This window comes from Pseudomonas entomophila (genome assembly GCF_029193575.1).
Lineage (GTDB): Bacteria > Pseudomonadota > Gammaproteobacteria > Pseudomonadales > Pseudomonadaceae > Aquipseudomonas > Aquipseudomonas entomophila_G.
In genome coordinates, this window is record NZ_JARGCS010000036.1 from 120060 (window position 1) to 133550 (window position 13491).

Genomic DNA, 13491 nt, shown 5'->3' on the forward strand with positions numbered 1-13491 from the left:
CTTGCCCCTACAGGGATATGCGTAGACCAGTTGACAGGGTCGAGCCCATTCGGGCCGCCGAGACAGAGCGGGTTCGAGGGTGCACGTCCCTATACGACCATCGATAGGCCAGTTGACAGGGTCGAACCCATTCAGGGTCGCCGAGGCAGAGCTGGTTCGGTGATGGCCAAACTTACTAGATCGCCAGAATCGGCGACGACATCAGCAACAGCACTACAGCCACGAGACGCCACATCATGCTTCACCCCCGGGTGAGTCAAGAAACCAGCGTCAAATTCAATCACATGGCCATATGCTATTACTAGACTCTTTACACGCTTCAGTGCGTGTTCTTGCCATTCAGGGCGGCATGGAAATGCGCACTCTGCTGCAGGTATTTCTCGGTGTAGCTGTGGGTGGTGGACGATTTCTCGCGGCTCTCGACCTGAGCATGGGCCGGCAGGACGACGGAAGCGGAAATGGCGGAAGCGGCGATGACCGGGAAGAGATTGAAGTTCATGCGGGCTGTCCTCGACTGCGGTGGTTTGACAGTGGCCCGTCTGGGCCTTGGGTCAAACTTACGCCGATGCCGCCGTCCGCTGAAATTCATTGCAGCAGTAGCGATTATCACGCCGATTGATAGTCACTCGATGAACTTGAGGTCCGAAGGCGCATCCTGGAGCAGCTTCTGCACCGTCTCGCCGAGCTTGCCGCTGCGCGGATCGCGGCGCATGACCACGACCTGGTTGCTCTTCTGGTTGGCCACCAGCAAGAAGTTGTCGCTGGGGTCGAGGGTGAATTCGCGCGGGTGGTCGCCCTCCACCGAGCGGCGTTGCAGCAAGGTCAGCTGACCATCGTCCTTGCCCACCGCATAGGCCACGATCTCGTTGGCCGTGCCCCGGTTGCTGACATAGAGGAATCGTCCATCCGCCGACAGGTGCAGGCCACCCGCGGCCTTCGCCGCAGCCTCCTGGCGTTCGGTAAGCGGCAGGCGCTGGCGTTCGCTGAGCGCGCCGTCGCGCACATCGAACATCACCACCTCGGCGCTCATTTCCAGGGTCAGGTAGGCGTGCCGGCCCTTGGCGTCGAACAACAGGTGGCGTGGGCCGCTGCCAGGCGGCAGGGCGACGGACGCCGGAATCGCCGGGCTCAAGGGGCGGTCGCTGCTGGCGCCATCGTAGCGATAGATGAACACCTGGTCCGCACCCAGGTCGCAGGCGTACAGATGCCGGCCATCGGGCGACAGCACCAACGAATGCACATGGGCGCCAGCCTGGCGTTCGGGGTCGACCTTGCTCGGCGCATGGCGCAGTTGCTGGGTCACCGCGCGCAGCCGGCCGTCTCGGGCGACGGGAATCACCACCAGGCTGCCACCGGGGTCGGGGGCGACCGCGTAGTTGGCGACGAACAGGTAACGCTGGTCATGGCTGAGGCTGGCGTGGGTCGGCTCGTCACCCTGGCTGGGCACCTGGTTGAGCGGCTGGATCACGCCTTGGGTATCCACGCTGAAACTGCTGACGTGCCCCTGGGGCGTCTCGTTGACCGCGAACAACTGGCGCTGGTCGGCGGACAGCACCAGCCACGAGGGGCTGACGCTCTTGACCACTTGCAGGGCCGGGGTCTGAACCTGGCCGCTGCGCACATCGAAGGCGTAACGGTAGATACCCTGGCTCTGGCCATCGGTATAACTGCCCACCAGCAAGGTCGCGGCGTGGGCATCGAGCGCGAGGGCCATGAGACTAGCGGTCAGCAGGCTCGTCCAGGTCGGTTTCTTCATCGTCGTCTTCCGGGGCGCGCAGGGCACTCATACAGACTAGACGATGCTCGCCTTCGCCATCCTGCAAGCGCCAGTCTTCGCCTGCGCCTTCGGCGGCAGCGACCTGCTCGGCGGTGAAGTGCCAGCGGCGCAACTGGCGGCCGTCCATGCATTCAATGGCCAGGCCCGTGGCGTCGAAGGTGAAGTCGAAGGCGTGCAGGCCGTCGATCAGGAGCATGTCGCAGGACGCGAGGGCGGTGGCGAGGGTGGTCATGGAGGGTACCTGGCAAGCAAAGAGCGGCAGTATAACCAATCGCGGGGCAAGCCCGCTGCCACGGGGTTCGATGTGCCCTGTGGCAGCGGGCTTGCCCCGCGATGGCCTCAACCGATCAATGCGCGAAGATCGACCCACCCTCCTTGCCCGCCAGCTTGTTCGGCTTGATCAGGAACCGCGCCAGCGCCGGCAGCAGCCACAGGGCGCCGAACATGTTCCACAGCAGCATGAAGGTCAGCATCAGGCCCATGTCGGCCTGGAACTTGATCGCCGAGAAGATCCAGGTGCACACGCCGATGGCCAGGCACAGGCCAGTGAACAGCACCGCCTTGCCGGTGGAGCGCAAGGTCTCGTAGTAGGCCTCCTGCAACGGCAACCCGGCGCGCAGGAAACTCTCCAGGCGGCTGTAGATGTAGATGCCGTAGTCCACACCGATGCCCACGCCCAGGGCCACCACCGGCAGGGTGGCGACCTTCACGCCGATGCCCATGAAGGCCATCAGGGCGTTGCCCAGCACCGAGGTCAGCACCAGCGGCAGGACGATGCACAGGGTCGCGGCGAACGAGCGGAAGGTGATCATGCACATCACCGCCACGCAGAGGTACACCAGGATCAGGATGGTCAGCTCGGCCGACTTGATCACCTCGTTGGTGGCCGCCTCGATGCCGGCGTTACCCGCTGCCAGGAGGAACTGCAGGCCCTCCTTGTTGTGGCTGTCGGCGAAGGCCTTGGCCACCGCGGTGACCCGCTCCAGGGTCTCGGCCTTGTGGTCGTTGAGGAACACCAGCACCGGCGCCAGCGAGCAGTCGGCGTTGTACAGGCCGTCGGCACGGGCGATGGAGTTGTTGAGGATGTCCGGGTTGCGCGACAGGGTCTCCCATTTCAGGCTGCCCTCGTTCATGCCCTTGATCACCTGCTTGGACACCGTCACCAGGGAGATCGCCGACTGCACGCCGGGGGTGTTCTCCATGGTCCACATCAGCTCGTCGATCGGCGCCATGGTCGAGTGGATCGAGCAGCTCTCGGACGGCGTCTTGACCATGATCACCAGCACGTCGGAACTGGTGGAGTAGTTGCTGATGATGAAGTTGTTGTCCTGGTTGTAGCGCGAGTCCGGGCGCAGCTCCGGCGCACCCTGGTCGAGGTCGCCGATTTTAAGGTTCTGGCTGTACCAGAGGCCGCCGCCGAAGGCCAGCAGGGCCAGGACGATGGACACCGGGGCCACCTTGGGGCTGGCGAAGTTAGACAGCAGGCGCCAGAACGGATGCTCGCGGGTGGCGTCCTTCTTGCTGCGCTCGATGGCCTTCTTGCTGATGCCAACGTAGGAGATCGCCACCGGCAGCAGGATCAGGTTGGTGAAGACGATCACCGCCACGCCGATCGAGGCGCCGATGGCCAGCTCGCGGATCACCCCGATGTCGATGATCAACAGGGTGATGAAGCCCACGGCGTCGGCCAGGATGGCGATCATCCCCGGCAGGAACAACTGGCGGAAGGTGCGCCGAGCGGCGGTCAGGGCATTGTCGGCGCCGCTCGACTGCAAGGCGATGCCGTTGATCTTCTGCACCCCGTGGGAGATGCCGATGGCGAAGATCAGGAACGGCACCAGCATCGAATAGGGGTCGAGGCCGAAGCCCACCGCGTGCATCAACCCCAGTTGCCAGACCACCGCCACCAGGGTGGTGATCAGCACGGCGATGGTGCTGCGGATGCACCAGGTGAACCAGTACAGCAGCGCCCAGGTGATCACCAGCGCCACGCCGAAGAACATCGCCACCATCACCAGGCCGTCGATCAGGTCGCCGACCTTCTTGGCGAAGCCAACGATGTGGATCTTCACGTTGGGGTTTTGCGCCTGGAACTTGTCGCGGATCTTCTCTTCCAGCTGGTGCGAGAACTTCTGGTAGTCGAGCTTGGTCAGCTTGCCGGGGTCCTGCGGGTCGGGGAAGTTCTCCAACAGCGGGATGTCGACGATGCTCGACTTGAAGTTGTTGGCCACCAGGCGCCCGACTTGGCCGGACTTGAGCACGTTGTCGCGCAAGGTGTCGAGGCTGTCCTCGGAGCCGTTGTAGGTGTTGGGGATCACCTCGCCACCGGAGAAGCCCTCCTCGGTGACCTCGCTCCAGCGCACGCTGGGGCTCCACAACGACTTCAGCCCCGCGCGGTCGACGCCGGGGATGTAGAACACCTCGTCGTGGATCTGGCGCAGGGTCTCCATGTAGTCCTTGTCGAAGATGTCGCCGTTGACCGACTCGACCGAGATACGCACGGTGTTGCCAAGGTTGGCCAGGTCGTTGCGGTGCTCGAGCATCTGTTCGATGAACGGGTGCTGCAGCGGGATCATCTTCTCGAAGCTGGTGGACGGGCGGATCTGCGTGGCCTGCCAGAACAGGAAGATGCTTACCAACAGGCACAGGGCGATGACCACCGGCCGGTTGTTGAAGATCAGCCGTTCGAGCAGGGTGGCCTTGTCCTGGTGGTGCTGCTGATGCATGTCGAAATTCTCCCGGCGGGTCATGGCCTTGCCTCCTCGGCGCCTTCGGCGGTGGCCAGGTGCACGCCACCCTGCCCCACCAGCAACAGCCCGCCGCCGGCCAGGCCGCTGACGCCAGCCAGGGCGAGACGGTCGGCGCGGTTGTAGACCGTGAAGGTCTGGCCATCATCAAAGCTGCGCAGCACGCTGCCGCCGTTACCGACCAGGGCCAGGCTGCCGTCATCGAGAAGCGTAGCGCTTGCCAGGCCGAATTCGAGCGGGCCGCGCGCGGCGTTCAGCTCGATGGGCTGCCAGCTGTCACCGAAATCGGTGGAGCGGAACAGGTTGCCGCGCAGGCCGTAGGCCAGCAGGGTGTGGGGTTGCGCGGTGCCGATCACGCCGAACAGCGAGCCCTCGTAGGGGCCTTCGACACGCGACCAGGTTTGGCCCGCGTCGCTGGAACGGAACATGCTGCCCTGCTCGCCGACGATGAACAGGCCGTCGTCCTTGACCGCGGTGATCGCGTTCAGGTGCAGTTGGTCGGGGTTGTCGAGGCGCTCGGCGACGTCCTGCCATTGCTGGCCGCCGTCGGTGGTTTCCAGCAGCGCGCCATAGGCGCCGACGGCGAAACCGTGCTGGGCATCGACGAACCACACGTCGAGCAATGGGGCTTCGCGGGAAAGGTCTTCGAACTGCTTGCTCCAGGTGGCGCCGCCGTCGTTGCTGGCGAGGATCTGCGCGTCGTGGCCGACCGCCCAGCCGCGCTTGTCGTCGAGGAAGAACACCGCGGTGAGCAGTTGCCGGGTGGGCACCCGGGCCTGGGTCCAGGTCTTGCCCTGGTCGTCGGAGAACAGGATATGACCACGGTCGCCGACCACCACCAGACGCTTGCCGGCATGGGTGGCGTCGATCAGCAGGCTCTGGCTGGCCTTGGCCGATTCCGCCGAGTATTCCCCCGCGGCCGCAGCCTGTGCGTGGGTGGTCCATGTTCCCAGCGCCAATGCCGCGCTGGCCGTCACTGCCCAGGCGCCGCGCCTGGCGTTCGCCTTCAGCCATTCCCTCATGACTGCCCCCTGTTGTGTTCTTGTAGTGGGTCATCCATTGCAGGCACTGCGAAACCCCTGGAGTAGAGCCCTGCAATAGCTTTGGGCCATCCTATCGGGGATTTCCGGGGGAAAACAACGAGCGGGACGTTATGTTTTGTTAAGCGCCCAAACGCATCGCGGGGCAAGTCGGATCGCCGCACCGCCGCCCCCACAGGAATAGCACAAACCTCATGGCCTGCACGGTTCCTGTGGGGAGCGGCGGTGCGGCGATCCGACTTGCCCCGCGATTGGGTCGCCCGGGTGTTACGCCAGGCTTTTGCTCACCACCTCATACACATCGCTGGACAGCGCCCCGGAAGCGAGAATCCGCTCCAGCTCGCCCTTCATCAGCGCCTGGCGCGCCTCGTCGTACTTGCGCCAGCGAGTCAGCGGCGCCAACTGGCGCGAGGCGATCTGCGGGTTCAGCGCGTTGAGCTCGATCACTAGGTCGGCCAGGAAGCGATACCCCGAACCGTCGGCGGCGTGGAAGTTGACCAGGTTCTGCCCGGCGAAGGCGCCCACCAGCGCGCGCACCTTGTTCGGGTTCTTCAGGGTGAACGCCGGGTGCTGCATCAGCGCCTCGACCCGCGCCAGGCCGCCCGGCAAGGTACTGGCCGCCTGCACGCTGAACCACTGGTCCATGACCAGCGGGTTGTCCTTGAAGTGCTCGGCGAAGGCTTCCAGGGCCTTGGCGCGCTCGGCTTCGAATGGCGAGTTGACCAGCACCGCCAGCGCAGTCAGGCGCTCGGTCATGTTGTCGCACTGCTCGAACTGCTCCAGGGTCGCCTCCAGCACCTGCGCCTTGCCGCTCTGCATCAGGTACGACAGGGCGATGTTCTGCAAGCTGCGGCGGGCGAAGTGCTCGGCCTCGGCGACGTAGGCGGTGTTGCGCGACACCTCGCGGTTGGCCTGGTAGCGCGCCCACAGGGCGTCGAACAGCTGCTCGGCGATCTGCTGGCGGGCGAACTCGCGGGCGGCGTGGATGGCGTCGACATCGGCCACCTGGCTGATCTCGGTGAGGTAGGCCTCGCCCGGCAGCGAGAGCATCTCGGCGACCATGGCCGGGTCCAGCGCGTCGTTGCCCAGCACCGCGCCCAGGGCGGTGATCAGGCGCGGGTCGAGCTGCAGCGCCTCGCCGCGCTGGTGCTGGCCGATCAGTTCCTGCAGCACCTGCACCGACAACTGCTGCCCCGCCTCCCAGCGGTTGAAGCCGTCGCTGTCGTGCTGCATGAGGAACATCAGTTGGTCGCGGTCGTAGGGGAAGCTCAGCTTGACCGGTGCGCTGAAGCCGCGCAGCAGCGACGGCAGCGGCTTGGAAGCGATGCCGGCGAAGGTGAAGGTCTGCTCGGCCTCGGTCACCGACAACACGCGAGTGCTGCCCACGGCCTGCGCCTCAGCGGCCAGGCGCAGCGGCAGGTCGTTGCCGTCGGCGTCCAGCAGGCCCAGCTCAACCGGGATCACGAACGGCAGTTTCTCGGCTTTGTCCGGGGTCGCCGGGCAGCTCTGGCGGAAGGTCAGGCTGTAGGTCTGGGCGGCGGCGTCATAGGCCTCGCTGACCTCCAGGCGCGGCGTGCCGGCCTGGCTGTACCAGCGCTTGAACTGGGTGAGGTCGACGCCGTTGGCGTCTTCCATGGCCTTGATGAAGTCGTCGGTGGTCACCGCTTGCCCGTCGTGGCGCTCGAAGTACAGGTCACTGCCCTTGCGGAAGCCCTCGGCACCGAGCAGGGTGCGGACCATGCGCACCACCTCGGAGCCCTTCTCGTACACGGTCAGGGTGTAGAAGTTGGAGATTTCGATGAAGCTGTCCGGGCGCACCGGGTGGGCCATGGGGCCGGCGTCCTCGGCGAACTGGTGGGTGCGCAGGTAGGCGACGTCCTCGATGCGCTTGACCGTGCGCGAGTTCATGTCGGCGCTGAACTCGGCGTCGCGGAACACCGTGAAGCCTTCCTTGAGCGACAGCTGGAACCAGTCGCGGCAGGTCACGCGGTTGCCCGACCAGTTGTGGAAGTACTCGTGGGCCACCACGCCTTCGACGCGCTGGTGCGCGGCGTCGGTGGCGGTCTCGGCGCGGGCCAGCACGCAGCTGGAGTTGAAGATGTTCAGGCCCTTGTTTTCCATGGCGCCCATGTTGAAGTCGTTGACCGCGACGATCATGAAGATGTCCAGGTCGTATTCACGGCCGTAGACCTCCTCGTCCCAGCGCATGGACTTCTTCAGGCTGACCATGGCGTGGTCGCACTTGTCGATGTTCTCGGGCTCGACGTAGATGCGCAGGGTCACGTCGCGGCCGGACTGACGCACGAAGTTGTCCTCCACGCACCACAGGTCGCCCGCCACCAGGGCGAACAGGTACGCCGGCTTCATGAACGGGTCTTCCCAGGTCGCCCAGTGGCGGCCGTCCTCGGACGGGCCGCTGCCGACCGGGTTGCCGTTCGACAGCAACACCGGGTAGCGGTGCTGCTCGGCGATCACCGTGGTGGTGAAGGTGCTCATCACGTCCGGGCGGTCGAGGTAGTAGGTGATCTTGCGGAAACCCTCGGCCTCGCACTGGGTGCAGAACATCTTGCCGGACTTGTACAGGCCTTCCAGCGCAGTGTTGCTTTCCGGGTGGATCTTCACCGTGGTGTCGACGGTGAAGCGCTCGGCCTTGGGCTGCAGGGTCAGGCTGTCGTCGTCGAGCTGGTAGTCACCGGCGGCCAAGGCCTGGTCGTCGATCTGCACGCCGAGCAGCTCCAGCTGCTGGCCGTCGAGCACCAGCGGTGGCAGGCCGGCGCCACGTGCCGGGTTGCGGCGCATGACCAGTTGCGCATGGACCAGGCTGTGGTCCTCGAACAGCTCGAAGGTCAGGTGCGTCTCGTCGATCAGGTACTCGGGCGCCTGATAGTCCTTGAGGTAGATCACTTGCGGTTGTTCGGTACGCATGTGGCGGTCCTTTTACTGGAGCACGGCCAGCTGGTAGGCCGTGTACTTGCGAATGTTGATCACACCGGTGTCGAAGATCAGGTACTGGCCCTTGATGCCCAGCAGCGTGCCTTCGGCCACCGGGTCCTTGTCCAGGTTGAAGCTGACGATCTTCTTCGGGTAGGCCTCGACCGGGTAGCGCATCTCCACCACTTCGGCATCGGGCAACGGCTGGATGGCCTGCAGGCCGAAGCGCTCCTGCAAACCCCGCAGGCCGTCGGCACAGGCGTCGAAGATCTGCTCGCGGATGGCGGCAAGGTCGAGCACCTCGGCATCGCCCTTGAGCAGCGCGCGCCAGTTGGTGCGGTCGGGCACCTGGCTGCGCAGCAGGTCTTCGACCAGCCCGGATTGCTGGCGGGTGGCCACGCGCAGGATCGGCAGCGCCTGGCTGGCGCCCTGGTCGAGCCAGCGGGTGGGCAGCTGGGTGGCGCGGGTGATGCCAACCTTGATGCCTGACGAGTTGGCCAGGTACACCACGTGGTCGGTCATGCAGAACTGCTCGCCCCACGATGGCTCACGGCAGGTGCCGGCGTCGTAGTGGCATTTCTCCGGGGCCATGATGCACACGTCGCATTGCGCCAGCTTGGTCATGCAGGGGTAGCAGTAGCCCTGGCTGAAGCTGGTCTTGGTGCGCTTGCCGCAATGGGTGCAGTGGATCGCGCCGAGGTACTCCAGGCGCAGCGACTGGCCGATCAGCGGGTTGACCGGCACCTGCTCCTCACCCAGGCGAAAACTGTACTGCACCACCGGTGCTTCCAGGCGCACCGCCATTTTGCTCAAAGAGCCACGAGCGAGTTCGATCAATGTACCGAGTCCGACTTGAACAGAATGTTAGGGATCGGCGCCGACTTCGAGGCGCACTCCTGCGGGCCCATGTAGCCGGTGCGCTGGTCTTCGGGGAGGTTCTTGATCTCCCAGGCGATCACCGCTTGCAGCGACAGCTCCTTCTGCTCGGCGGTGAGCTTGCGCCCGTCCGACCATTTGCCGATCTCCACGGCCGTCTTCAGGCTCTCGTAGATCTCGGGTGTGATGTTTTCGATCATTTGCGCGAAAGTGGACATAGCGTCTCCTAAATCAAGCCGACAGTTTACGCCGGGCCAGCGCCCCGCCCAAGAGCCCGGTCAGGCATCCGATGAGCAGGCCGCCCACGTGGGCGGCGTTGGCGATCTGACCGAAGCCCAGCTGGCCGACCACACCGGTCAGGCAGACCACCAGCCAGACCAGCATCATCACCAGCACGCCCTTGGGCAGGTTGAAGTGCGGGTTGGGCGCCAGCCACTGGTACAGCCAGACATGCCCGAGCAGGCCGTAGAGCACCCCGGACAGCCCGCCGAACAGGCTCGGGCCGCCAACGAAATGCTGGGCCAGGTTCGACACCAGGCTGAACAGCAGGGTCAGGCCCAGCAGCGCCCAGGGGCCCTGGCGCAGTTCGATGCGCTTGCCCAGCTCCCAGTACCACAGGCCGTTCATCGCCAGGTGCAGCACGCCGAAGTGCAGCAGCATCGGCGAGACCAGGCGCCACCACTGGCCTTCGCCGAGGGTCTGGGCCAGGGGGGTGAAGTACAGGTAGTCGCCCTGCACGTGGAAGTCGAGGAAGGTGAACCAACCAATGGTCGAGAGGTTGTCGCCCAGGCCCGTGAGGCCCGCGACCAGGATGCACAGCAGCAGCACGGCGGCGGTGACCTTGCAGGCGCGGGCCTGGTCCTTCAGCGAGGGGCGCGTTGGCGCATGCGCGGGTGAACCCGCTCCCACAGGGTCGACGGCGAGCTGGATGTCAGGGTTGCCTTCGGGGTAGCGCCGGTACAGCTCGCGCAGGTTCTCGGCCAAGGCCGGCGGGGCCCACAGCACCTGCTCACGGCCCTCCTCCACCACCCGGTGCGGCACCTCCAGGCGCCGCAGCATGCCGACGAAGCCGCTGAGGTCGACGCTCACCGGCAGGCGCATCACTTCGATCACGTTCATTGGCTGGCCTGCGGGCGGTCGACGTCGACCCACACGAACTTGTGCGGGTCGATGCGGGTTTCGTCATCCAGGCGGTACGCCGCCAGCTTGCCGTACAGCACCGCGCTGTAGTCCAGGCAGGCCAGGTTGGCGCGGATCGGCGCCGGGCGGCCGCTGCGCCAGTAGTGGCCGACGAACAGCAACGGCTCGTCCTCGGCGTAGCGCAGCAGGGCGTTCTTCTGCGCGGGCTCCAGCGGCGTGCGAGCCACCGCTTCGGGCAGCGCGTCGGGCTGGAACACGATGTCGCCGTAGGTCTGCGGGTCTTCTTCCCAGAACTTGGTGCGGAAGAACGCGCGGGTCAGGCCGTCGCCGCCGGTCAGGGTCAGGCCGTCAGGCAAGCGCATGTCGGTGCCGCGCAGCAGGCGGTTGCACACGGTGGAGGCGAAGCTGCCGGACACCGCCGAGGCCTGCACGAAGTGCTGGTCGATGCGCCCGTCGGGGTGCTGGCCGCGCAGTTGCTCGATCAGCCTGTGGTCCCAGCAGGCGTGCACCAGGCGGAAGCGCCCGGCGTCGACGAACAGCGGCAGGGTGTAGAACCAGTCGATGAAGTCGTGCCAATCGCCGGGGTGCTGGGCGAACTGGGTCAGGGTTTCGTCGATCAGCCGGGCGTGGCGAGGGGTGTGTTCGCGCACGTAGGCCTTGCCGCTGCCCGGCAGCGCCGGCGTCACCCAACCCAGGGCGTTGTATTCATGGTTGCCCATGATGCAGTGGGCCTGCCCGGCCTCGACCATGTCGTGGACGATGTGCAGCGCCTCGCGGATGCGCGGGCCGCGGTCGACGATGTCGCCAAGAAACAGCGCCTGGCGCCGTGGGTGACGCCAGACGCCAGCCACGCGCTGGTAGCCGAGGGTGTCGAGCAGGCGTTCGAGGGTCAGCGCACAGCCATGCACGTCGCCGATGATGTCGAAACTTCGCGCCGGATCGAGCATCAGTCGTCCCTGCCGCCCAGGCGGCTGCCCCAGCCGAGCTTGGTGCGGCAGACCTCGTAGTAGTTGTGGTCCAGCGGGTGGATCAGGCGCAGTTTCTGCGGCTTCTTGCTGACCGTGATGGTGTCGCCGGGGGCGCAGGTGAAGTGGTTCTGGCCGTCGCAGGAGACCTGCGGGTAGATCTGCAGGTCCTTGGACACCACGATCTTCAGCTCGCTGTTGCCGTCGACCACGATCGGCCGCCCCGACAGCGTGTGCGGGTACATCGGCACGATGACGATGGCGTCGAGCTTGGGGTGCATGATCGGGCCGCCCGCCGACAGTGCGTAGGCCGTCGAACCGGTCGGCGTGGCGACGATCAGGCCGTCGGCCTTCTGGCTGCAGACGAACTGGCCGTCGATGTAGATCTCGAACTCGATCATCCGCGTCGACTTGCCCGGGTGCAGGACCACATCGTTGAGCGCGTCGCCCTGGCCGATGGCCTCGTTGTGACGACGCACCTCGGCCTGCAGCAGGAAGCGGTTCTCCACCAGGTAGTGGCCGTCGAGCACTTCGGCGACCTTGGTTTCCAGCTCGTCGGGGCGGATGTCGGTGAGAAAGCCCAGGTTGCCGCGGTTGATGCCCAGCACCGGGATGTTGTGGCGGGCCAGGGCGCGGGCGGCGCCAAGCAGGCTGCCGTCGCCGCCGACCACGATGACCAGGTCGCAGACCTCGCCCAGCAGCTTGCGCGTGGAGGTTTGCAGACCATGGCCGGGCAGCACTTCGGCGATGGTGTCCTCGAGAATCACGTGCAGGTGGCGTTCCAGCAGGAATTTCTTCAGCCGGCGAATGGTGTCGAGCACCTGGGAGCTGCCGAGGCGTCCGATGATACCGATATTGCGAAATTGCTCCATGGGGCTCCTGCGAGGCTCTGCGGCGGGTGACAATGCCGGGATTATGGGCGAAACGACCGGCCAGCGGCAAACCGGCTATGCTCGCTGCATGACGCCTTTCGCCGAGCTTTCCGACCTGCCGCGCCAACTGCGCCGCCCAGCGGTGCGCGACCTGGCCTGGGTGTTGCTATCACCCGCGCTGCTGGCTCACCCGCCCTGCCCCCAGCGCCACCCGCTGGCGGCCAGCGGCTGGGCACACGACCCGCAGCGCCTGGTGCAGTGGCTGCGCGCGCTGGACCAGGATGACCAGCCCCTGCGCCACGCCCTGGCGCGCCTGACCAGCGGCCGCCTGGGCCTGTACTACGAGGCGCTGTGGCAATTCGCCCTGGGCCAGGCCCCGGGCGTCGAGCTGTTGGCGGCCAACCTGCCGATCCGCGACGGCGGCCACACCCTGGGCGAGCTGGACCTGTTGCTGCGCGACAGCGACGGCGTGCACCACGTCGAACTGGCGATCAAGCTCTACCTCGGCCCTCGCCATGGCGACGGCCGGGCCCCGGAACAGTGGCTGGGGCCGGGCTGCCACGACCGCCTGGGGCACAAGCTCGCGCACCTGGCCGGGCACCAGTTGCCGCTGTCCGGCCGCGACGAAACCCGCGCGGTGCTGGCGCGGCTGGGCGTCGATGCAGTACAGGCGCAGCTGTGGCTGGGCGGCTACCTGTTCTACCCCTGGCCGGGGCAAACCGAGGCCCCGCTGGGCGCCAACCCCGAACACCTGCGCGGGCGCTGGCTGCATCGGCACGATTGGCCGATTGAAGCCGGGGCGTGCTGGCAACCACTGCCGCGCCAGGCCTGGTTGGCGCCGGCGCGGGTGGAGGAATGCTGGAACCGTCCGGCTTTCAGCGCCTGGATGCTGGGCCTGGACGCCCATGCCCCGGCACAGTTGCTGGTGCGGCTGGAACACGAGCACGGTGCCTGGCAGGAGGTGGAGCGGGTGTTCCTGGTGAGCGACGGCTGGCCGAATTGAGGGGTACGGACCGCGGAACCAACGGGTGCCTGTAAGAGCGGGCTTGCCCCGCGATAGGGCCGGCCACCCCGACACCAATCACAGCAACGAAAGCCCCCACTCAACGTTTAGCGTTGACCCCAGGCGCCAACAAGAGCGCC

At 66.1% G+C, this 13491-nt stretch carries 12 protein-coding genes; 1 reads left to right on the top strand and 11 read right to left on the bottom strand.

All coding sequences use genetic code 11. The features are described from left to right. Positions 1-319: 319 nt before the first annotated feature. The 11 genes from P0Y43_RS17525 to P0Y43_RS17575 form a co-directional block, all read right to left on the bottom strand. Positions 320-499, bottom strand: a complete 180-nt coding sequence (locus tag P0Y43_RS17525; protein WP_275638534.1) for a hypothetical protein — start codon at positions 497-499, stop codon at positions 320-322. 123 nt (positions 500-622) lie between these two features. Further along, on the bottom strand, positions 623-1756 hold the full coding sequence (locus P0Y43_RS17530; RefSeq protein WP_430540255.1) for a lactonase family protein: 1134 nt from the start codon (positions 1754-1756) through the stop codon (positions 623-625). After that, positions 1719-2009 (bottom strand): DUF5629 family protein, encoded by a 291-nt coding sequence (locus P0Y43_RS17535; RefSeq protein ID WP_275638535.1) that lies wholly within the window; start codon positions 2007-2009, stop codon positions 1719-1721. Before P0Y43_RS17535 ends, P0Y43_RS17530 begins: the two co-directional genes overlap by 38 nt. Before the next feature lie 115 nt (positions 2010-2124). After that, positions 2125-4527, bottom strand: coding sequence for an efflux RND transporter permease subunit (locus tag P0Y43_RS17540; protein WP_275638536.1), 2403 nt, complete (start codon positions 4525-4527; stop codon positions 2125-2127). Next, a complete protein-coding gene (locus tag P0Y43_RS17545; RefSeq protein ID WP_275638537.1) occupies positions 4524-5546 on the bottom strand; it encodes a WD40/YVTN/BNR-like repeat-containing protein in 1023 nt (340 codons plus the stop codon). The genes P0Y43_RS17540 and P0Y43_RS17545 overlap by 4 nt, the downstream gene beginning before the upstream one ends. 285 nt (positions 5547-5831) lie before the next feature. Beyond that, complete coding sequence (pepN, locus tag P0Y43_RS17550; RefSeq protein WP_275638538.1) at positions 5832-8489, bottom strand: aminopeptidase N; 2658 nt, start codon at positions 8487-8489, stop codon at positions 5832-5834. 12 nt (positions 8490-8501) lie between these two features. Continuing rightward, positions 8502-9332 (bottom strand): DUF2797 domain-containing protein, encoded by an 831-nt coding sequence (locus tag P0Y43_RS17555; RefSeq protein ID WP_275638539.1) that lies wholly within the window; start codon positions 9330-9332, stop codon positions 8502-8504. Then, a complete protein-coding gene (locus P0Y43_RS17560; RefSeq protein ID WP_274906566.1) occupies positions 9329-9589 on the bottom strand; it encodes a YeaC family protein in 261 nt (86 codons plus the stop codon). The genes P0Y43_RS17555 and P0Y43_RS17560 overlap by 4 nt, the downstream gene beginning before the upstream one ends. Positions 9590-9602: 13 nt before the next feature. Further along, complete coding sequence (locus P0Y43_RS17565; RefSeq protein ID WP_275638540.1) at positions 9603-10490, bottom strand: rhomboid family intramembrane serine protease; 888 nt, start codon at positions 10488-10490, stop codon at positions 9603-9605. Beyond that, positions 10487-11458, bottom strand: coding sequence for a metallophosphoesterase (locus P0Y43_RS17570; protein ID WP_275638541.1), 972 nt, complete (start codon positions 11456-11458; stop codon positions 10487-10489). The genes P0Y43_RS17565 and P0Y43_RS17570 overlap by 4 nt, the downstream gene beginning before the upstream one ends. Continuing rightward, entirely contained in the window at positions 11458-12348 is an 891-nt protein-coding gene (locus P0Y43_RS17575) for an NAD(+) kinase (RefSeq protein ID WP_275638542.1), read from the bottom strand. The genes P0Y43_RS17570 and P0Y43_RS17575 overlap by 1 nt, the downstream gene beginning before the upstream one ends. A gap of 43 nt (positions 12349-12391) precedes the next feature. On the opposite strand from P0Y43_RS17575, the gene P0Y43_RS17580 reads away from it, so the two are divergent. Continuing rightward, positions 12392-13351: a DUF1853 family protein gene (locus P0Y43_RS17580; protein ID WP_275638543.1), complete on the top strand. Its 960-nt coding sequence runs from the start codon at positions 12392-12394 to the stop codon at positions 13349-13351. Positions 13352-13491: the final 140 nt, after the last annotated feature.

Coding starts and splice junctions, on each gene's coding strand:
- P0Y43_RS17525 (WP_275638534.1), bottom strand. CDS start 499: ATGAACTTCAATCTCTTCCCGGTCATCGCCGCTTCCGCCATTTCCGCT.
- P0Y43_RS17530 (WP_430540255.1), bottom strand. CDS start 1,756: ATGAAGAAACCGACCTGGACGAGCCTGCTGACCGCTAGTCTCATGGCC.
- P0Y43_RS17535 (WP_275638535.1), bottom strand. CDS start 2,009: ATGACCACCCTCGCCACCGCCCTCGCGTCCTGCGACATGCTCCTGATC.
- P0Y43_RS17540 (WP_275638536.1), bottom strand. CDS start 4,527: ATGACCCGCCGGGAGAATTTCGACATGCATCAGCAGCACCACCAGGAC.
- P0Y43_RS17545 (WP_275638537.1), bottom strand. CDS start 5,546: ATGAGGGAATGGCTGAAGGCGAACGCCAGGCGCGGCGCCTGGGCAGTG.
- pepN (WP_275638538.1), bottom strand. CDS start 8,489: ATGCGTACCGAACAACCGCAAGTGATCTACCTCAAGGACTATCAGGCG.
- P0Y43_RS17560 (WP_274906566.1), bottom strand. CDS start 9,589: ATGTCCACTTTCGCGCAAATGATCGAAAACATCACACCCGAGATCTAC.
- P0Y43_RS17565 (WP_275638540.1), bottom strand. CDS start 10,490: ATGAACGTGATCGAAGTGATGCGCCTGCCGGTGAGCGTCGACCTCAGC.
- P0Y43_RS17570 (WP_275638541.1), bottom strand. CDS start 11,458: ATGCTCGATCCGGCGCGAAGTTTCGACATCATCGGCGACGTGCATGGC.
- P0Y43_RS17575 (WP_275638542.1), bottom strand. CDS start 12,348: ATGGAGCAATTTCGCAATATCGGTATCATCGGACGCCTCGGCAGCTCC.
- P0Y43_RS17580 (WP_275638543.1), top strand. CDS start 12,392: ATGGGCGAAACGACCGGCCAGCGGCAAACCGGCTATGCTCGCTGCATG.